This is a genomic window from Limnohabitans sp. DM1 (assembly GCF_001269385.1).
In the GTDB taxonomy this organism is placed as follows: Bacteria; Pseudomonadota; Gammaproteobacteria; order Burkholderiales; family Burkholderiaceae_C; genus Limnohabitans_A.
Genome location: NZ_CXOO01000063.1, coordinates 1 through 18,154, shown reverse-complemented (window position 1 = coordinate 18,154; position 18,154 = coordinate 1). Strand labels below are relative to the sequence as shown.

At 59.5% G+C, this 18,154-nt stretch carries 20 protein-coding genes; 17 read left to right on the top strand and 3 right to left on the bottom strand.

The annotated features are described in order from the left end of the window. Positions 1 to 38 precede the first annotated feature (38 nt). The 9 genes from AMM33_RS20345 (at position 39) to AMM33_RS20305 (ending at position 9,390) form a co-directional block, all read left to right on the top strand. Positions 39 to 662, top strand: coding sequence for a TRAP transporter small permease subunit (locus AMM33_RS20345; RefSeq protein ID WP_090143064.1), 624 nt, complete (start codon positions 39 to 41; stop codon positions 660 to 662). Then, entirely contained in the window at positions 659 to 2,611 is a 1,953-nt protein-coding gene (locus AMM33_RS20340; protein WP_090143063.1) for a TRAP transporter large permease, read from the top strand. Before AMM33_RS20345 ends, AMM33_RS20340 begins: the two co-directional genes overlap by 4 nt. A 207-nt stretch (positions 2,612 to 2,818) precedes the next feature. Beyond that, positions 2,819 to 3,025: a formate dehydrogenase gene (locus AMM33_RS20335; RefSeq protein ID WP_090143062.1), complete on the top strand. Its 207-nt coding sequence runs from the start codon at positions 2,819 to 2,821 to the stop codon at positions 3,023 to 3,025. Positions 3,026 to 3,071: 46 nt separating this feature from the next. Beyond that, complete coding sequence (locus tag AMM33_RS20330; RefSeq protein ID WP_090143061.1) at positions 3,072 to 6,032, top strand: formate dehydrogenase subunit alpha; 2,961 nt, start codon at positions 3,072 to 3,074, stop codon at positions 6,030 to 6,032. Positions 6,033 to 6,050: 18 nt separating this feature from the next. After that, a complete protein-coding gene (fdh3B, locus tag AMM33_RS20325; RefSeq protein WP_090143060.1) occupies positions 6,051 to 6,662 on the top strand; it encodes a formate dehydrogenase FDH3 subunit beta in 612 nt (203 codons plus the stop codon). Positions 6,663 to 6,664: 2 nt separating this feature from the next. Further along, complete coding sequence (locus AMM33_RS20320; protein ID WP_090143059.1) at positions 6,665 to 6,889, top strand: hypothetical protein; 225 nt, start codon at positions 6,665 to 6,667, stop codon at positions 6,887 to 6,889. A 17-nt stretch (positions 6,890 to 6,906) separates the two neighbouring features. Continuing rightward, positions 6,907 to 8,076 (top strand): formate dehydrogenase subunit gamma, encoded by a 1,170-nt coding sequence (locus AMM33_RS20315; protein WP_090143098.1) that lies wholly within the window; start codon positions 6,907 to 6,909, stop codon positions 8,074 to 8,076. 14 nt (positions 8,077 to 8,090) lie between these two features. Further along, a complete protein-coding gene (locus AMM33_RS20310; RefSeq protein ID WP_090143058.1) occupies positions 8,091 to 8,435 on the top strand; it encodes a hypothetical protein in 345 nt (114 codons plus the stop codon). Between the two features lie 70 nt (positions 8,436 to 8,505). Further along, on the top strand, positions 8,506 to 9,390 hold the full coding sequence (locus tag AMM33_RS20305) for a formate dehydrogenase accessory sulfurtransferase FdhD (RefSeq protein WP_090143057.1): 885 nt from the start codon (positions 8,506 to 8,508) through the stop codon (positions 9,388 to 9,390). 173 nt (positions 9,391 to 9,563) lie between these two features. Here the strand turns inward: AMM33_RS20305 and AMM33_RS20300 are convergent, their stop codons facing one another. After that, entirely contained in the window at positions 9,564 to 10,343 is a 780-nt protein-coding gene (locus AMM33_RS20300; RefSeq protein ID WP_090143056.1) for an enoyl-CoA hydratase, read from the bottom strand. A gap of 148 nt (positions 10,344 to 10,491) precedes the next feature. Between AMM33_RS20300 and AMM33_RS20295 the strand changes: the two genes are divergently transcribed. The 3 genes from AMM33_RS20295 to paaK are packed head-to-tail and all read left to right on the top strand — an operon-like array spanning position 10,492 to position 13,078. Next, on the top strand, positions 10,492 to 11,292 hold the full coding sequence (locus AMM33_RS20295; RefSeq protein WP_090143055.1) for an enoyl-CoA hydratase-related protein: 801 nt from the start codon (positions 10,492 to 10,494) through the stop codon (positions 11,290 to 11,292). Between the two features lie 13 nt (positions 11,293 to 11,305). After that, positions 11,306 to 11,743, top strand: coding sequence for a hydroxyphenylacetyl-CoA thioesterase PaaI (paaI, locus tag AMM33_RS20290; protein WP_089959021.1), 438 nt, complete (start codon positions 11,306 to 11,308; stop codon positions 11,741 to 11,743). Positions 11,744 to 11,776: 33 nt separating this feature from the next. Further along, entirely contained in the window at positions 11,777 to 13,078 is a 1,302-nt protein-coding gene (paaK, locus tag AMM33_RS20285; RefSeq protein ID WP_090143053.1) for a phenylacetate--CoA ligase PaaK, read from the top strand. 140 nt (positions 13,079 to 13,218) lie between these two features. On the opposite strand, the gene AMM33_RS20280 is transcribed toward paaK, so the two are convergent. Both AMM33_RS20280 and AMM33_RS20275 read right to left on the bottom strand, forming a co-directional pair. Next, positions 13,219 to 14,340, bottom strand: coding sequence for an NADH:flavin oxidoreductase/NADH oxidase (locus AMM33_RS20280; RefSeq protein WP_090143052.1), 1,122 nt, complete (start codon positions 14,338 to 14,340; stop codon positions 13,219 to 13,221). 182 nt (positions 14,341 to 14,522) lie between these two features. Next, entirely contained in the window at positions 14,523 to 15,284 is a 762-nt protein-coding gene (locus tag AMM33_RS20275; RefSeq protein ID WP_090143097.1) for a pseudouridine synthase, read from the bottom strand. Between the two features lie 115 nt (positions 15,285 to 15,399). Here AMM33_RS20275 and AMM33_RS20270 point away from each other — a divergent pair, with 115 nt between their 5' ends. The 5 genes from AMM33_RS20270 to AMM33_RS20250 form a co-directional block, all read left to right on the top strand. Next, a complete protein-coding gene (locus tag AMM33_RS20270; protein WP_090143051.1) occupies positions 15,400 to 15,693 on the top strand; it encodes a BrnT family toxin in 294 nt (97 codons plus the stop codon). Then, positions 15,680 to 15,988: a hypothetical protein gene (locus tag AMM33_RS20265; protein ID WP_090143050.1), complete on the top strand. Its 309-nt coding sequence runs from the start codon at positions 15,680 to 15,682 to the stop codon at positions 15,986 to 15,988. Before AMM33_RS20270 ends, AMM33_RS20265 begins: the two co-directional genes overlap by 14 nt. A 10-nt stretch (positions 15,989 to 15,998) precedes the next feature. Then, positions 15,999 to 16,775 carry a peroxide stress protein YaaA gene (yaaA, locus tag AMM33_RS20260; RefSeq protein ID WP_090143049.1) on the top strand — a complete coding sequence of 259 codons (777 nt, stop codon included), beginning with the start codon at positions 15,999 to 16,001 and terminating at the stop codon, positions 16,773 to 16,775. Continuing rightward, the gene (gene queF, locus AMM33_RS20255) at positions 16,772 to 17,617 is read left to right on the top strand and encodes an NADPH-dependent 7-cyano-7-deazaguanine reductase QueF (protein WP_090143048.1); all 846 of its coding nucleotides are present in this window, start codon (positions 16,772 to 16,774) and stop codon (positions 17,615 to 17,617) included. Before yaaA ends, queF begins: the two co-directional genes overlap by 4 nt. Before the next feature lie 102 nt (positions 17,618 to 17,719). Then, positions 17,720 to 18,154: transposase family protein (locus AMM33_RS20250; RefSeq protein ID WP_194945611.1), on the top strand; the 435-nt coding region annotated here is incomplete at its 3' end.

Below are 18,154 nucleotides of genomic sequence, written 5' to 3'. Positions count from 1 at the left end.
GGCATCCTGGATGGCTGATTCATTTATGTGGTTCCCTTATGCAAAACCTGTTGCTCTTTATTGACAAAGTCAGCACTTGGATTGGCCAGTTTTTTTCCTGGTTGATTGTGGCCTTGACCCTGATGATTTCCTGGGAGGTTTTCTCTCGCTACGTGCTGGACAGCCCCCATGCTTGGGCCTTTGATGTCATGAGCATGATGTATGGCACTTTGTTCATGATGGCGGGTGCGTATACCTTGTCCAAGAACGGCCATGTGCGCGGTGACGTGCTCTACGGTTTTTTCCCACCACGTTTGCAAGCATGGCTTGATCTGACACTCTATATTTTGTTTTTCATTCCGGGCGTGGTGGCTTTGGCCTATGCAGGGTATGGATTTGCAGCCGATTCTTGGGCTATCAACGAACACTCCAACATCACGGCCAACGGACCGCCGGTTTACCCCTTCAAAACCATTTTGCCCATCGCGGGTGCTTTCCTGTTGGCGCAGGGCTTGGTGGAAATTGTTCGCTGCATCGTTTGCATCAAACAAGGCGAATGGCCCAAGCGTGGCGATGACGTGGACGAGGTCGATGTTGAAAAACTGAAAGAAATGGTCAACGTGAAAGACGAAGACATTGCCAAGCTGGGTGAGCTGGTGACTGCCAAGGGAAATCAAAAATGAAAAAAGAAGTCTGGTTTGGCCTGACGATCATGGCCTTGGTCGTGTTGTCGGCCTTTGTGTTGTTGCCCGCTCCTTCCGAAATGACCAATGGTCATTTGGGTTTGTTGATGTTGGCTTTGGTGGTGGTGGCGATCATGTTGGGTTTTCCAACCGCTTTCACCTTGATGGGCATGGGGATGATCTTCGCGTGGATCGCCTACAAGAGTCAAAACCCTGACCTCGCAGTCCAGCAAACTTTGGACCTGATGGTTCAGCGTGCGTATTCGGTCATGTCCAACGATGTGCTGATCTCGATTCCCTTGTTCGTGTTCATGGGTTACCTCATTGAACGCGCGAACTTGATCGAAAAGCTCTTCAAGAGCATGCACCTGGCCATGGCTCGTGTGCCGGGCTCTTTGGCTGTGGCCACCATTGTGACCTGCGCCATTTTTGCCACCGCCACCGGCATCGTGGGTGCGGTGGTCACGCTCATGGGCCTGCTGGCCCTGCCCGCCATGCTGCGGGCTGGCTACAGCGTGCAGCTGTCGGCGGGAGCCATCACCGCGGGTGGTTGCTTGGGTATTTTGATTCCGCCTTCGGTCATGCTGATCGTTTACGGCGCCACGGCGGGTGTGTCGGTGGTCAAGCTGTATGCAGGTGCATTCTTTCCAGGTGTGATGTTGGCGACTTTGTACGTGTTGTATGTGGTGATTTTGGCGAAATGGAAGCCCCACATGGCGCCGCCCATGTCGGCTGAAGACCGCATCGTGCCTTTGCCTGCTTTTGCGCAAGTGGTGTCCAAAGACATCAGCAGCACTGTGTTGCCTGGCTTGATCGGTGCGATCAAGGGCAAGCGCAATGCGGCCGTGCCCATGCGCGACTTGCTCAACCACCTTGTGATTGCTTTACTGCCGCTTTTGGCTGTGGCAGCGATCATGGGCACCATTTACCTGAAAGTCACAGCACCACTGCCAGTCGAGGCGGTGGAGGGCGTGGTGGCCATGGGTGGTGAACTGGCCGACTCGGCCGAAACCGAAGAAGAATCTGAAAGTGTCAGCGGCTTGGCCGAGCCCGAATCGGACGGTCTGCAAAAACCTGCCGACGCGACCGAGATTGCCAAAGCAGATGCGGCACCTGTCGCAGAGCCCGTTAAAGAGCAGGCCCCAGTTACCTCAAGCGCTGTGACAGAAACGCCAGCGGCCGAAGGCGAGCGTCAAGCTGCGCCCCTTTCTTTTTGGATTGGCTTGGTCAGTTGCTCAGTGGCCTTGGCCATCTTCTACGCCTACTTCAGCTTCGTGCGCCTTGAGATCTTCAAGATGCTGTTGGGCTCGTTCTTCCCGCTGGCTCTCATGATTTTGGCGGTGCTGGGCACCATTGTGTTTGGCTTGGCCACACCGACCGAAGCGGCCGCCATGGGTTCGCTGGGCGGCTTGCTGCTGGCTGCAGCTTACCGCAGGCTCAACTTTGTGGTCCTGCGCGAGTCGGTCTACCTGACGGCTAAAACCAGTGCCATGGTGTGCTGGTTGTTTGTGGGCTCCAGCATTTTCTCGGCAGCGTTTGCATTGCTGGGTGGTCAAGAGATCATCAACAGCTGGGTGCTGGGCATGGACCTGACGCCTGTGCAGTTCATGATCCTGGCGCAAGTGGTCATCTTCTTGCTGGGCTGGCCCCTGGAGTGGACCGAGATCATCGTGATTTTCATGCCGATCTTTATCCCCTTGCTGCCGCACTTTGGCATTGATCCTTTGTTCTTCGGTTTGTTGGTAGCTTTGAATCTGCAGACCGCATTCCTGAGTCCCCCCGTGGCCATGGCGGCGTTCTACCTGAAGGGCGTGAGCCCACCTCACGTCACCTTGAACCAGATTTTTGCAGGCATGTTGCCCTTCATGGCCATCCAGGTGTTTGCGATCATCTTGCTGTACATGTTCCCGGCCATCGGCATGTGGTTGCCTGAAGTTCTGTACAAGTAAACAACCCATCAGGCCAGCCCATGCCAAGTCCAGTCTTGGTGTGCGTTGGCCTTTTTCATGGCTTGCCCTGTGAGCATTTCCGGTGATCATGCAACGGGTTCATGTAAGGGTTTTTACACTGTGAATGCGCGTGCTTGTCGGTAAGATCACGTATGCAAAAAATTGCCTATCTTGGCAATGTGCTTTTGAAACCATCAGGAGTCTCAGATGTCTTCCAAAACTTCTTCTGTGTCACGTCGCAGCCTGTTTTCCGGTGCTGCAACCGTTGGCGCTGTGGCTGCTGCCACAGCTGTTTTGCCCGGTGTCGTCAAGCAAGCTGCGCCAGTGGCCACAGCCTTGCCCAAACCCACGCGCGGTGGTGGTTACACGCTGAGCGAGCACGTTCAGCAGTACTACAAGACCACCCGCGTCTGAATCTGTTTTCGTTTTCCTTTCTGTTCACCCTCAACTGGAGCCCTCCATGTTGCTGACTAAAAAACAAACTGGCACCACCGGTGCTGCCTCGTCGCCCTTCATCCACAGCCTTCGCCGTGGCTTGTCCCAAGCCTTGCCGACCCTGGATCGCCGCAGTTTCCTTCGCCGCTCGGGCTTGGGCGTGGGCGTGGGCTTGGCCGCTTCGCAATTGAGCCTGGTGCAAAAAGCCCAAGCCGCCACCGCCAAATCCATCACGGGGGCGGGCAAGGTCGAAGTCAAGCGCACCATCTGCACCCACTGCTCGGTGGGCTGTGCGGTGGACGCTGTGGTTGAGAATGGCGTCTGGGTAAGGCAAGAAGCCGTATTCGACTCGCCCATCAACCTGGGTGCCCATTGCGCCAAGGGAGCTGCGCTGCGTGAGCACGGTCACGGCGAGTACCGCCTGCGCTACCCCATGAAGCTGGTCAACGGCAAGTACGAACGCATCAGCTGGGACGTGGCGCTCAATGAAATCAGCGCCAAGATGCTGGAGCTGCGAAAGGCCAGTGGCCCGGACAGCGTTTATTACATTGGCTCTTCCAAGCACAACAACGAACAGGCCTATTTGCTGCGCAAGTTCGTGAGCTTCTGGGGCACCAACAACTGCGACCACCAGGCCCGTATTTGCCACTCCACCACGGTGGCCGGTGTGGCCAACACCTGGGGTTATGGCGCGATGACCAACTCGTACAACGACATGCAAAACAGCAAGGTCGCTTTGTACATCGGCTCCAACGCGGCCGAAGCCCACCCCGTGTCCATGCTGCACATGCTGCATGCCAAGGAAAACGGCTGCAAGATGATCGTGGTCGACCCACGCTTCACCCGCACCGCCGCCAAAGCCGACGAGTACGTGCGCATCCGTTCGGGCACTGACATTCCCTTCCTGTTCGGTCTGGTCTATCACATCTTCAAAAACGGCTGGGAAGACAAAAAGTACATCAACGACCGCGTGTACGGCATGGAAGCCGTCAAGGCCGACGTGATGGCCAAGTGGACACCCGACAAGGTGGAAGAGGCCTGTGGTGTCAAAGAAGAGCAGATGTTCAAGATCGCCAAGATGCTGCACGACAACAACCCGGGCACCATCGTCTGGTGTATGGGCCAGACCCAGCACACGATTGGCAACGCCATGGTGCGTGCGTCCTGCATCTTGCAGCTGGCGCTGGGCAACGTGGGCAAGACCGGTGGCGGCACCAACATTTTCCGTGGCCACGACAACGTGCAAGGCGCGACCGACGTCGGCCCGAACCCCGACTCCTTACCCGGCTACTACGGCCTGGCCGAAGGCTCCTGGAAGCACTTCGCCAACACCTGGGGCGTGGATTTCGAGTGGATCAAAAAGCAGTTCGCCAGCCCCGCCATGATGGGCAAGAACGGCATCACCGTGTCCCGCTGGATCGACGGCGTGCTCGAGAACAACGAGCTGATCGACCAGGACAGCAACCTGCGCGGTGTGTTCTATTGGGGCCATGCCCCTAACTCGCAAACCCGTGGTCTGGACATGAAGCGCGCCATGGACAAGCTCGACTTGTTGGTGGTGGTCGACCCCTACCCATCTGCCACTGCGGCCATGGCCGCCATGCCCGGCAAGGCCGAAGACCTCAACCCCAACCGTGCTGTCTACCTGCTGCCTGCTGCGACCCAGTTTGAGACCAGCGGTTCTTGCACCGCGTCCAACCGCTCCATCCAGTGGCGCGAGAAGGTGATCGAGCCGCTGTGGGAGAGCCGCTCGGACCACATGATCATGCACCAGTTGGCCGAAAAATTGGGCTTTGCCAAAGAGCTGTCCAAGAACTACAAGATGCAAAAGGTGGGTGGCATGGACGAGCCCATGCCCGAAGACATCCTGCGCGAAATCAACAAGTGCGTCTGGACCATTGGCTACACCGGTCAAAGCCCGGAGCGCCTGAAGGCCCACATGAAGAACATGAACGTGTTCGATGTGAAGACGCTCAAAGCCAAAGGCGGCAAAGACAAGGAAACCGGTTACGACTTCACAGGCGACTATTTCGGCCTGCCATGGCCTTGCTACGGCACGCCCGAACTCAAGCACCCCGGCTCGCCCAACCTGTACGACACCTCCAAGCACGTCATGGACGGCGGCGGCAACTTCCGCGCCAACTTCGGTGTGGAGCGTGAAGGCAAGAGCTTGCTGGCCGAAGACGGTTCGCACTCGCTGGGTGCCGACATCACCACCGGTTACCCCGAACTCGACCACATCCTGCTCAAGAAACTGGGCTGGTGGGACGAGTTGACTGAGGCTGAAAAAGCCAAGGCCGAAGGCAAGAACTGGAAGACCGATTCATCGGGCGGCATGATGCGCGTGTTCATGAAAGAGCACGGCTGCCACCCGTTTGGCAACGCCAAGGCGCGCGCCGTGGTCTGGAACTTCCCCGATCCGATTCCGCAGCACCGTGAGCCTCTGTACGGCACCCGCCCGGACATGATGGCCAAGTACCCCACGCACGACGACCGCAAGGCCTTCTGGCGTCTGCCCACCCTGTTCAAGACCGTGCAGGACAAGAACATCGCCGACAAGGCGCACGAAAAGTACCCGCTCATCCTCACCTCTGGCCGTCTGGTCGAGTACGAGGGCGGTGGCGAGGAAACCCGTTCCAACCCCTGGTTGGCCGAGTTGCAGCAAGAGGCTTACGTGGAGATCAACCCCAAGACAGCCGCTGACCGGGGCATCCGCAACGGCGACCGCGTCTGGCTGCTGGGTGCCACTGGTGCGCGTCTGGATGTGCAGGCCATGGTCACCGAGCGCGTGGACACGGGCACCGTATGGATGCCTTTCCACTTCTCTGGTCGTTGGCAAGGTGCCGACATGCTGGCGCACTACCCCAAGGGCGCCGCGCCCATTGTGCGCGGCGAGGCGGTCAACACCGCCACCACTTATGGTTATGACAGCGTCACCATGATGCAAGAGACCAAGACCACCATCTGCAACATCGAAAAAGCCTAAGCGCCCCAGGAGAACACGATGGCACGAATGAAATTTATTTGCGATGCAGAGCGCTGCATCGAATGCAACGGCTGCGTGACCGCTTGCAAAAACGAACACGAAGTCCCGTGGGGTGTGAACCGCCGCCGCGTGGTCACCTTGAACGACGGCGTTCCCGGTGAAAAGTCGATTTCGGTTGCTTGCATGCACTGCTCGGATGCGCCTTGCATGGCGGTCTGCCCGGTCAACTGCTTCTACAAAACCGAAGAAGGCGTGGTCCTGCACGACAAGGACATCTGCATTGGCTGCGGCTACTGCTCTTATGCCTGCCCCTTTGGTGCGCCTCAGTTCCCTTCCAGCGGCACTTTCGGTCTGCGCGGCAAGATGGATAAATGCACCTTCTGCGCCGGTGGCCCGGAAGAGCACGGCAGCCAGGCCGAGTTCGAAAAATATGGCCGCAACCGTTTGGCCGAGGGCAAGTTGCCCGCTTGCGCCGAAATGTGCTCGACCAAGGCGTTGCTCGCCGGTGACGGCGATGTCATCACCGACATCTTGCGTGGCCGTGTGATCAGCCGTGGCACCGGCGCCGAAGTCTGGGGCTGGGGCACCGCTTACGGCAACCAAGCCAAACCCGCCAAACAAGGAGCCTGAACATGAAAGCAGCTTTCATCCTTTGCAGCGCGGCCTTGTTGGTGGCTTGCGGCGAAAAGCCGCAAGAGGTCAAAGGCGTGCGTACCGACAAGCCGGCCTACAGCGGCACGGGCGTGGCTAACTTCACAGAACCTGGCTGGAAAGCCGGTGACAAAGACGGCTGGGCCAACCACCTCAAGGCCCGTGCCACTTACGGCCAAAACGACCACGTCCGCGCACCCAAGTGAGCGCCAAGGAGAAGTTCATGCGCCGCATGTTATTGACTTTTGGGCTCGCCATGGCGGCTTTGGGCGTTTGCGCTCAAACGCCAGCTCCTGCTGCGCCCGCGCCCACTGCCAAGGCTGAAACCAGTCTTGGCGTGAAAAGCGCCAACGTCTTTCAATTGGCACCCGGCGCTGATGCCGATGCCAACTACAAAGACCAAACCAACGCCGAGCGTGGCCAAGTGCAACCCGGCAACAACGCGCCCATGTGGCGTGCGGTGGGTCAAGGCGTGTCTGGTTACACCAGCTTGCCCAAAAGCCAAGCCCCCGAAGCCGGCAACCTGATCCAGCCCTTTGTGCAATACCCCGGTTCGCGCTTGGCTTCGGCCGGTGAATCCTGGCGTCAGGTGCGCAACAACATCATCATTCCTTACGGCGCAGCTTTGTTGCTGATCGCTGTGGGTGCGATGGCGCTGTTTTATTTCAGCAAGGGCACGATGGAGTTGCACGGCCAGGAAACCGGCCGCAAGATCGAGCGTTTCACGCCTTTTGAACGCTCGGCCCACTGGGCCAACGCCATCGCGTTTTGCGCTTTGGCCATCTCCGGCATCGTCATGGCCTACGGCAAGTTCTTTCTGCTGCCCATCATCGGCAGTACCTTGTTTGGCTGGTTGAGCTACGCTTTGAAGAACCTTCACAACTTTGCCGGGCCGCTGTTTGCCGTGTCCTTGGTGGTGGTGTTTGTCACTTTCGTCAAGGACAACCTGCCCAGCAAGGACGATGTGGTCTGGTTGCTCAAAGGTGGTGGACTTTTCTCAGGCACCGAAGTGCCTTCGCACCGTTTCAATGCCGGTGAAAAGGTGGTGTTCTGGGGCGGTGTGTTGTTCCTCGGTTTGATCGTGGTGGGTTCTGGCTTGGTGCTGGACATGCTCATCCCCGGTCTGATCTACGAGCGCGGCACCATGCAAATTGCAGCCATGATCCACGGCGTGGCCGCCTTGTTCATGATGGCCATGTTCATTGGTCACATTTACATGGGCACGATCGGCATGCGCGGTGCCTACAAAGCCATGCGCGAAGGCTATGTGGACGAAACTTGGGCCAAAGAACATCACGAACTTTGGTACAAGGACGTCAAGTCCGGCAAGATTCCGGCGCAACGCTCTGTGCCAGTGTCTACTGCAACGCCTGCTAAACCGGCTTCTGTTTGAGCCAGGAGAACACCATGAAAAAATACCTGCTTGTCATGTCGGCACTGGCCATCAGCTTTGGCGCCATGGCCAAATTGCCAGCCTTGAGCGACGAGGCCAAAGCCAAGGCCGCAGAAGCTGCTGCCAAAACCGCGCACGGCAACAAAGTGGCCGACTTCCAGCTGTGCAAGTCACGTGAAAAAGTGGCAGCGCACTATTACAAAACCAATGGCAAGGGCAAGGCTTCACCCACGGCCACACCCGCCTGTGTGGACCCGGGCGCCTACAAGCCTGCTGAAACCACGGCGGCGGCTCCTGCAGCAGCGCCTGCCGCGCCTGCTGGGGCCAAGCCAGCGGCAGCACCTGCCAAAAAAGGCTGATCCTTTTTTCTGCGTCACTGCAAAATCCCCCGTCGGCAACGTCGGGGGATTTTTACGTTAGGCTCTTGCCATGTCTGTTGCTATGAATACCCCTGTGCCCACATTGGCCAAGCCCCACATCACGCAAGCGCGTGCACCGCTGACCCGCAACGTGAACGTGTGCAACGAATGGGGTGAAAACTCCGAAACACAAATCCCCGCCGAGAGGGCACTGACCGTTTATTTGGACAAAAAAGAACTCGTGACGCTGATGACCTTGGGCGCTGAGCCTGAATGGTTGGTCTTGGGTTTCTTGCGCAACCAACGTTTGGTGGATTCGGTGGACCAAATTGAATCGATCACCGTGGACTGGACGATTGGAGAAGGCGAAATCGGTGAGCCCGGCGTGGCGGCTGTCAAAACCCGCGCGGGGGCTCAAGTGGTGGTTGAGCGCAGTGCAGACCGCGTGGTGACCACAGGTTGCGGTCAGGGCAGCGTGTTTGGCGACCTCATGGCCCACATTAACGAGATTCAATTGCCTCCCGCCCAAATCACGCAAGCCCAACTTTATGGTTTGGTCAACGCCATCCGTCTGCAGGAAACCACCTACAAATCGTCCGGCTCGGTGCACGGCTGCGCCTTGTTTCAGGGCGACGAGATGCTCATGTTTGTCGAGGACGTGGGCAGACACAACGCGGTCGACACCATTGCGGGCTGGATGTGGATGAACGATGTGAGCGGCCAAGACAAGGTGTTCTACACCACAGGCCGTTTGACCAGCGAGATGGTCATCAAATCCGCCCAGATGGGGGTGCCCGTGGTCGTGTCGCGCAGCGGCATCACGCAAATGGGCCTCGATGTCGCCCAGCGCCTGGGCTTGTGCGCCATTGGTCGAGCCACCAATAAACGCTTCTTGTGCTTCAGCGCCCCCGAGCGCCTGATCTGGCAGCCCGAATTGGTGACGCCAGCCAATTGAGTGAACGACAGTGGTTCATCGCCCACAGGGGTGGGCTCCCACAAATGCTTGGCACTTGGTCCACCAACTTGGGCTCTGCTTTGTAGGAGCGCACCCCGTGCGCCAAGGGCGTTGAACACGCCCTCAGCACATTCGCACCGAAGCTTGGGCACCCGCGCAAAGGCCTTAGCCTCTCACCCGTGGATGAACTTCGGCGCACGCTTGTTCAAAAACGCGTCCATGCCTTCTTTTTGGTCGGCGGTGGCAAACAGACCGTGGAACATGCGGCGCTCGAACATCACGCCGTCGCTCAGGCCGCTTTCAAAGGCGCGGTTCACGCTTTCCTTGGCCGCCATCACAGACAACTGTCCGTAGCCGCAGATCATCAGTGCAGCGCCCAGAGCTTCGTCCATCAGCTTGTCCAGCGGTACCACGCGGCTGACCAAGCCGCCGCGCTCGGCCTCGTTTGCATCCATCATGCGGCCCGTGAGCACCAAGTCCATGGCCTTGGACTTGCCCATGGCGCGGGGCAGACGCTGCGTGCCGCCTGCCCCGGGGATGATGCCGATTTTGATTTCAGGCTGACCAAACTTGGCGTTTTCAGCGGCGATGATGAAGTCGCACATCATGGCCAGCTCGCAGCCGCCACCCAACGCAAAACCGCTGACGGCCGCGATCACGGGCTTGCGGATGCTGCGGATGGTTTCCCAGTTGCGGGTGATGAAGTCGTTTTTATAGACCTCATGAAAATTGAACTTGGCCATGGCCGAGATGTCGGCACCGGCTGCAAAAGCTTTTTCGCTGCCGGTGATGATGATGCAGCCGATGGCATCGTCGGCGTCGAGGGCTTTGAGGGCTGTGCCCAGCTCGTCCATCAGTGCCCCGTTGAGCGCGTTCAGGGCTTTGGGGCGGTTGAGGGTGATGATGCCAACCTGGCCACCTTCGGTGCGGACTTCGATGTTTTCGTAGCTCATGGGTTTCTCCAGCTGTAGTGTCAAATGCTGACTATAACCACGCCAGCTGTACCGAGTCTGTCGCTCTGGCGTTGTGTCCTTCATAGGGAAAACATTAACCAACCGCTCGGTCGGTTAATGGTACATTCGGGGATTCAGGAGACACGACATGACCGAATCCACCGCATCGGTGCTGTACGAAGTGCGAGGCGCTGTGGCGCTGGTCACGCTCAACCGCCCGCAAGCCCTCAACAGTTTCACACGCGAAATGCACCAGTCCTTGTGGGCGGCATTTGACCAGGCCGAGGCCAACCCCAACGTGCGCGCCTTGGTGTTGACCGGCGCAGGTCGCGGCTTTTGTGCCGGCCTCGATTTGTCCGAACTCGATTTCACGCCCGGCCCCGGCTTGCTCGAACGTGCCGACCCCGGTCCGGTGATCAACGACGCCTTCAACCCCACCACGCGCCGTCTGCAGTCGCTGCGTATGCCGGTCATTTGCGCCGTCAACGGTGTTGCCGCTGGAGCAGGCGCATCGGTGGCCATGGCTTGCGACATTGCCATTGCCGCGCCGACCGCCAGTTTCGTGCAGGCGTTCAGCAAGATTGGCCTGATTCCCGACGCCGGTGGCAGCTGGTTGTTGGTCGAGCGCCTGGGCCTGCCCCGCGCCATGGCCTTGGCCATGACGGGTGACAAGTTGAGCGCCGACAAAGCCAAAGAGTGGGGCCTGATTTGGGAGGTGGCCGAGGACTGCGTGGCCGCCGCCCTGGCGATGGCTGAGAAGCTGGCTGTGATGCCGACCCAAGCCCTGGTGGCCACACGCCACTTGCTGCGCGATGCGGGCACTCGTTCGCTGGATGCCCACCTGAATGTCGAGCGCGACACGCAATCGGCGCTGGGTAAAACGCACGACTACATGGAAGGCGTGAACGCCTTTTTGCAAAAACGCGCCCCGCAATTCACGGGCCAATGATCCAAGGCGAATGATGAGTACCCCAGACCCCAAAGCCCTCGCCCGTTTGGTGGGCGACACCATGTTCGCAGTCGACGTGGCCTCTAAAGACACCATGGGCATGGAGCTGCTGGCCTGCGAGCCCGGCCGCGCCCTGATGCGCATGGTGGTCAAGGAACTGCACCTGAACGGTCACAAGATCTGCCACGGCGGCTTCATCTTCACGCTGGCCGATTCCACCTTTGCCTTTGCCTGCAACAGTTACAACAAAAACGCGGTGGCGGCCGGTTGCAGCATCGAATTTTTGAAGCCCGGCAAGCTCGGCGACGTGCTGACCTGTGAAGGCCTTGAGCAAACGCTCAGCGGCCGTCATGGCATTTACGACATGAAAGTCAGCAACCAAAACGGCGAAGTGATTGCCATGTTCCGCGGCAAGAGCGCTCAAATTCAGGGCACGGTTGTGCCCGAGTGAAACCCTTTATTGATTTTGAATCTGGAGAACCTTATGTCTGAAAATGCCTTCCCCCTGGAGCCGATTGAAAAGGCCAGCATGGACGAGCTGCGCAGCCTGCAGCTCAAGCGCTTGAAGCAAACGCTGCAACACGCTTATGCCAATTCACCCGTGTACCGCGCCAAGTTCGACACCGCAGGCGTGCACCCCGACGACTGCAAAACCCTGGCCGACATCGCCAAGTTCCCGTTCACCACCAAAGCCGACCTGCGCGACAGCTACCCCTTTGACATGTTTGCCGTTCCGCGTGAAAACTGCGCCCGCATCCATGCGTCCAGCGGCACCACTGGCAAACCCACGGTGGTGGGTTACACCCTCAAAGACATCGACACCTGGTCGAATGTGGTGGCCCGCAGCATCCGCGCGGGCGGTGCCAAGCCCGGTGACATGGTGCACATCAGCTACGGCTATGGCCTGTTCACCGGCGGCATGGGCGCGCACTACGGCGCCGAAAAACTGGGCCTCACGGTCGTGCCCTTTGGTGGCGGTCAGACCGAGCGCCAGGTGCAGCTGATTCAGGACTTCAAGTCCAACATCATCATGGTCACGCCCAGCTACATGCTGGCGATTGCCGACGAATTCGAGCGGCAGGGCATCGACCCCAAGACCAGTTCGCTGCGCATCGGCATCTTTGGCGCTGAGCCCTGGACCAACGACATGCGCCAGGCGATTGAAAAGCGCATGGCCATCGACGCGGTGGACATCTATGGCCTGTCTGAAGTGATGGGGCCGGGTGTGGCCAGCGAATGCATCGAGACCAAAGACGGCCCAACCATCTGGGAAGACCACTTCTACCCCGAGATCATCAACCCCGAGACGGGCGAGCCGGTGGCCGATGGCGAAATGGGCGAGTTGGTCTTCACCAGCCTGACCAAGGAAGCCTTGCCCATCATCCGCTACCGCACCCGTGACCTGACGCGTCTGCTGCCCGGCACCGCGCGCACCATGCGCCGCATGGAAAAGATCACCGGCCGCAGCGACGACATGATGATCATCCGTGGCGTGAACGTGTTCCCCAGCCAGATCGAAGAGCTGATTTTGAAACGTGACGAGTTGGCCCCGCACTACCAGTGCGTGTTGACCCGCGAAGGCCCGATGGACGACCTGAAAGTGGTGGTCGAAACCAAGCCTGGCGTAGCCCCTGACAGCACGGAGGCGCACGCTGCGGCCAAACAGCTGCAGCACGAGATCAAGGTGTTCATTGGCTCCAGTGTGGCGATTGAGCTCAAGCCCGAGGGCAGCGTCGAACGCAGTCAGGGCAAGGCCAAGCGCGTGGTGGATTTGCGCAGCAAGTAAGCGGTTTCCATCTGCCCCTGCACAAGGGGCGCACCCTTGAATCACCGACCATCAGGAAACGTTCTCGGCGGTCGGTGATCAAACAGCTTCACAAGGCTGGCCAGGGCAAGGCTACTCGCTGGCTTGTTGGCCTGTTGGCCTTAGCGCATGCCGATTTTTGCTGCGCCAAAAATCCCCGCTGCCTCACGCGGCAGGCAGCGCCAGTAGGGGCTGCTGGCCTGCACTTGGCCTTGCAGCTCGGCGGCGGCTTTCCATGCCCAGCGTGGGTTGTACAAAAAGCTGCGTGCCAGCGCCACCAGATCGGCGTCGCCACGCTGCAGCACGGCTTCGGCCTGGGCGGCTTCTGTGATCAGGCCCACGGCCAAGGTGGTCAGGCCTGAAGCATCCTTGACGGCTTTGGCCAGGTGCACTTGGTACTCGGGGCCCAAAGGAATCTTTTGCTGGGGCGACACACCGCCCGACGAGATGTGCACGAACTGCGCCCCCGTTTCTTTGATCAAGACGGACAGCTCGGCCGTTTCTTCGATCGTCCAGCCGCCTTGAACCCAGTCGGTGCCCGAAATGCGCATACCCAGCGTGCCGCCAAAAGCTTCGCGCACGGCTTGGAATACTTCCATCGGAAAGCGAATACGGTTTTCAAACGAGCCGCCATACGCGTCGGTGCGCTGGTTGGAAATGGGCGACAAAAACTGGTGCAGCAAATAGCCGTGCGCGGCGTGCAACTCCACCGCCTCGATGCCCAGTTCGTGGCTGCGGCGGGCGGTGTTCACAAAGTCGGCCTTGATTTGCGCGATGTCGGCCAGGCTCAGCTCGGTGGGCGCGGCTTCTTGCGGCAAGTGGGGCAGGGCGCTGGGTGCCTCGGTTTGCCAGCCGCCGTCTTCCGGGGCGATCAGCATGCCGCCGTGCCAAGGCGCTGCGCTTGAAGCCTTGCGGCCCGCGTGGCTGATCTGGATGCACACCGGCATGTGTGGGGCCAGGCGGCGGGCGCGGTGCAGTTTATCGGCAAAGGCCGCCTGCGTGGCGTCGTCCCACAGGCCCAGGCAGCCGGGGCTGATGCGGCCGACGGCCGACACGGCGGTGGCCTCGATGGTGAACAGCCCCGCGCCGCTGTTGAGCAAGTTGGTCCAGTGCGTCAGGTGCCAGTCGGTGGCTTGGCCATTGTCGGCCGAGTACTGGCACATGGGCGCGATGACGATGCGGTTGGGCAGGGTGAGCGGGCCTGAGGGCGCGTTGAAGGTGAAAGGCGTGAAGAGCAGGCTCATGGGGTGTGTTGTCGCGGTCGGTTGAGTCTTGGCTCGCGATAGCAAGCGCAGCCGTGCATCTTATGGAAAACCGCGCAGATGCTTATCCGTTGGGTGACAATCGCACCGATTTGTAGGAGCCCACCCCGTGGGCGATGGTTTTCAGGGCGTGTGCCACGCCTATCGCCCACAGGGGTGGGCTCCTACAAATAGGGCGTCAGCGCAATGCCAACTTGCGGGTTTATTTCGTGGCATGTCCAAGCAAAAGCATCCCAAAGTCCCCATTCGCCGGGCAGGGGCGACGCCAAACCCAGCACCTGCCCGCTGACCGGGTGGGGCAGCGTCAGACTTTGCGCATGCAACCATAGCCGCTGCAGCCCGATTAACTCGGCTACGTCGCGGTTGAGTGGCCCCTTGCCGTGTGTGGCATCGCCAATGATCGGGTGGGCGATGTGCTTCATATGGCGGCGCAGCTGGTGTCGGCGGCCCGTCAGCGGCTCCAAAGCCACTTCGGCGCAGCGGGTGCTGGCAAAGCCTTGCTGCGGTTGGGAATGGGGCAGCGGCAACTCAAAGCGGCGCAGGGTGGCAAAGCGGCTTTGGGCGGGCTGCACTTCCATGCGCTCGGTGCGCATGTCGTCGGGCATACGCTTGAGAGGGTGGTCGATCAAGCCCTCATCGGCGGGCCAGCCGCGCACCACAGCGCGGTAGGTTTTTTGCAGGCCATCGCCGCTTTCAAAAGCCTGGCCCAGCGTGCGCGCCACCTCGGCGCTCAGCGCAAACACCAGCACGCCGCTGGTGCCCTTGTCCAGGCGGTGCACGGGCCAGACGTGTTGCCCGATTTGGTCGCGCAGGGTTTGCAGCACAAAGCGGGTTTCGCCCTTGTCCAGTGGGGTGCGATGCACCAGCCAGCCAGCGGGTTTGTTGACGATGGCCAAGTGTTCGTCGCGGTAAAGAAGGTCCAACATGGCTTCGATTGTCGCGGTGTCTGTATGGGGGTCTGCGTCGCCCATAACCGCAGACCGAAAGGGTGGAACGCGGGGGGTGTGATGACAAAATGCACACGTTGTCTAAAATGCGTCCATGAAACCCATGCGCTGGAACGCCGAAAAAAACCAGTGGCTCCAATCGGAGCGGGGTGTTTCGTTTGAAAGCATGGTCGTGGCCATCGAGGGGCAGGGGCTGCTGGACATCCTGGCGCATCCCAACGCGGGGCAGTATCCCGGCCAACGCATTTTGGTGGTGGCCCACGCGGGCTATGCCTACTTGGTGCCTTTTGTGGAAGATGTGGACCATTTTTTTCTCAAAACCGTGATCCCCAGCCGCAAGGCCACCCGTGATTATTTGAAACAAGGAGTCGACGATGTCCAAGATTGACCGAGAAGAAGCCGAACTGCTCGACTTGTTCAACAAGGGGCAGCTCCAATCGGTGGCCAGCCCCAGCGAGCTGGCCCATTTCAAAGCGGCTGCACGAGCCACCTCCATCAAGGACCGGCGGGTCAACATCCGCTTGTCTTCGGGTGATCTGTCGGACATCCAGACCAAAGCGCTGGAAGAGGGCATCCCGTACCAAACCCTGATCGCCAGTGTGTTGCACAAATATGTCTCGGGTCGATTGACCGAGCGTCCTGTGTCTGGCCCCGCGCCCAGTCTCAATCCCCCTTTGCTCTGAAGCTCAAGTCATGCTCTTTTTATTGTCACCCGCCAAATCTCTGGACTACGAAACCCCCGCAGCGGGCGTGCCCCACACGCTGCCCCAGTTCGTGCCGCAATCGCAGGCCCTCATTGAGGTGCTGCGCCAAAAGTCGCCCCTGCAAATCGCCGAGTTGATGGACCTGTCGGACGCGCTGTCGGCCTTGAACGTGGCCCGCTACGAAGCCTGGACTCCCAAGTTCACCGCCAAGAATGCCAAGCAAGCCGTGCTGGCCTTCAATGGCGATGTGTACGAAGGCCTGGACGCCAAGACCCTGTCAGCGCAAGACCTGGACTGGGCGCAAACCCATGTGGGCATTTTGAGTGGCTTGTACGGCGTGCTGCGCCCGCTGGACTGGATGCAGCCCTACCGCCTGGAAATGGGCACCACGCTGCAAACCGACAAGGGCAGCAACCTGTACAAGTTTTGGGGGCCGCAAATTGCCGAGTACCTGAACGCCCAGCTGGCCAAGGACAAAACCCCGGTCATCGTGAACCTGGCTTCGCAGGAATATTTCAAGTCGGTCGACCGCAAAACCCTCAAGGCCCGCGTCATTGAGTGCGTGTTCGAAGACTTCAAAGGCGGCAAATACAAAATCATCAGCTTCAACGCCAAACGGGCGCGGGGCTTGATGGCGCGGTTTGCCATCCAAAACAAAATCACCCACCCTGAAGGTCTGCTGGGCTTTGACCTGGAGGGCTACGCCTACGACCCGCAAGTGTCCGAGCCTGACCGTTTGGTGTTCCGTCGCAAGGTGCAAGCATGAACTCGCCAGAGCAATCCCAACTGGGCAAGTCCAGCGCCTATGTGGACCAGTACGACGCCAGCCTGCTGTTCCCCATCCCCCGCGCCACCAAACGCGCCGAGATCGGCGTCACCGGGCAGCCCGTGTTTTTTGGGGCTGACCTGTGGACCGCGTTCGAGCTGTCCTGGCTCAACACCAAGGGCAAGCCGCAGGTGGCGCTGGCGCACATCACCGTGCCTGCCGAAAGCACGCACATCGTGGAGAGCAAGTCCTTCAAGCTGTATCTGAACAGCTTCAACAACACCCGGCTGGAAAGTGCCGACGTGGTGCGCGACATGATCCGCCGCGACATCAGCGCGGCCATCTGGCACGGTGGTGCCATGCAGGCCAGCGTGGGCGTGAAGCTGCTGCTGCAAGAGCAATTTGACGCCGAGCCCGTGCACGAGCTCGACGGCCTGAACCTGGACCGCATGGACATCGAATGCAGCCGCTACCAACCCGCGCCCGACTTGCTCACGGCCAACCAAGACGAGCAGCCGGTCACAGAAACCCTGGTCAGCCACCTGCTCAAAAGCAATTGCCTGGTCACCGGCCAGCCCGACTGGGGCAGTGTGCAAATCACCTACAGCGGCCCGCAGATCGAGCAAGCGGGTCTGCTGCAATACATCGTGAGTTTTCGCAACCACAACGAGTTTCATGAGCAATGCGTCGAGCGCATCTTCATGGACATCTGGACGCGCTGCAAACCGACCAAGCTGACGGTGTACGCCCGCTACACCCGGCGCGGCGGTCTGGACATCAACCCCTGGCGCACCAGCGCACCGGGCGCATTGCCGCCGAATGTGCGCACGGCGCGGCAGTGATTCAAGTCAGCGGCGCTGATTAAAAGACATCAAAAAAGTGGTTCTCTTGAAATTTGAGTGGGTAAGCTTCTGCCATATTGATCAACTTTTGAGCGTGAATTGATGACTGCCAAGCTGTTTGAATCTGCCCTGGGCATCACTGACCCGTGGTGCGTTGCCTCGGTTGAGTTCGACGAAGGTGCCAAGACCTTGACGATATTGATTGACTTCAAAGTCGGCAGTCGCTTTGCAGTCTCGGGTCACGATGGGCTGCATGGTGTGCACGACACGGTGGCCAAGACGTATCGGCACCTGAACTTCTTTCAACACGAGTGCCATCTGCAAGTTCGCACGCCTCGCGTGAAACTTCCCAACGGTTCGGTGCGGTTGGTCGAGCCTGATTTTGCCGGGCGACTTAATGGCTTCACCTTGCTGTTTGAAGCCTTCATTCTGATGCTGTCTGGCCAGATGCCATTTGCCGCCGTCTCGCGTCTTGTCGGGGAGTCGCCGCACAAGGTTCTGGCCGTGTGCGAAAAGTATGTTGAGATGGCCTGTGGC

What these genes read in the sequence shown, in the direction of transcription:
- paaI (WP_089959021.1), top strand. Translation starts at nt 11,306, where the DNA reads ATGAGTACCCCAGACCCCAAAGCCCTCGCCCGTTTGGTGGGCGACACC.
- AMM33_RS20310 (WP_090143058.1), top strand. Translation starts at nt 8,091, where the DNA reads ATGAAAAAATACCTGCTTGTCATGTCGGCACTGGCCATCAGCTTTGGC.
- AMM33_RS20265 (WP_090143050.1), top strand. Translation starts at nt 15,680, where the DNA reads ATGTCCAAGATTGACCGAGAAGAAGCCGAACTGCTCGACTTGTTCAAC.
- AMM33_RS20300 (WP_090143056.1), bottom strand. Translation starts at nt 10,343, where the DNA reads ATGAGCTACGAAAACATCGAAGTCCGCACCGAAGGTGGCCAGGTTGGC.
- paaK (WP_090143053.1), top strand. Translation starts at nt 11,777, where the DNA reads ATGTCTGAAAATGCCTTCCCCCTGGAGCCGATTGAAAAGGCCAGCATG.
- AMM33_RS20280 (WP_090143052.1), bottom strand. Translation starts at nt 14,340, where the DNA reads ATGAGCCTGCTCTTCACGCCTTTCACCTTCAACGCGCCCTCAGGCCCG.
- AMM33_RS20295 (WP_090143055.1), top strand. Translation starts at nt 10,492, where the DNA reads ATGACCGAATCCACCGCATCGGTGCTGTACGAAGTGCGAGGCGCTGTG.
- AMM33_RS20270 (WP_090143051.1), top strand. Translation starts at nt 15,400, where the DNA reads ATGAAACCCATGCGCTGGAACGCCGAAAAAAACCAGTGGCTCCAATCG.
- AMM33_RS20335 (WP_090143062.1), top strand. Translation starts at nt 2,819, where the DNA reads ATGTCTTCCAAAACTTCTTCTGTGTCACGTCGCAGCCTGTTTTCCGGT.
- fdh3B (WP_090143060.1), top strand. Translation starts at nt 6,051, where the DNA reads ATGGCACGAATGAAATTTATTTGCGATGCAGAGCGCTGCATCGAATGC.
- AMM33_RS20330 (WP_090143061.1), top strand. Translation starts at nt 3,072, where the DNA reads ATGTTGCTGACTAAAAAACAAACTGGCACCACCGGTGCTGCCTCGTCG.
- AMM33_RS20340 (WP_090143063.1), top strand. Translation starts at nt 659, where the DNA reads ATGAAAAAAGAAGTCTGGTTTGGCCTGACGATCATGGCCTTGGTCGTG.
- AMM33_RS20345 (WP_090143064.1), top strand. Translation starts at nt 39, where the DNA reads ATGCAAAACCTGTTGCTCTTTATTGACAAAGTCAGCACTTGGATTGGC.
- yaaA (WP_090143049.1), top strand. Translation starts at nt 15,999, where the DNA reads ATGCTCTTTTTATTGTCACCCGCCAAATCTCTGGACTACGAAACCCCC.
- AMM33_RS20320 (WP_090143059.1), top strand. Translation starts at nt 6,665, where the DNA reads ATGAAAGCAGCTTTCATCCTTTGCAGCGCGGCCTTGTTGGTGGCTTGC.
- AMM33_RS20305 (WP_090143057.1), top strand. Translation starts at nt 8,506, where the DNA reads ATGTCTGTTGCTATGAATACCCCTGTGCCCACATTGGCCAAGCCCCAC.
- AMM33_RS20275 (WP_090143097.1), bottom strand. Translation starts at nt 15,284, where the DNA reads ATGTTGGACCTTCTTTACCGCGACGAACACTTGGCCATCGTCAACAAA.
- queF (WP_090143048.1), top strand. Translation starts at nt 16,772, where the DNA reads ATGAACTCGCCAGAGCAATCCCAACTGGGCAAGTCCAGCGCCTATGTG.
- AMM33_RS20315 (WP_090143098.1), top strand. Translation starts at nt 6,907, where the DNA reads ATGCGCCGCATGTTATTGACTTTTGGGCTCGCCATGGCGGCTTTGGGC.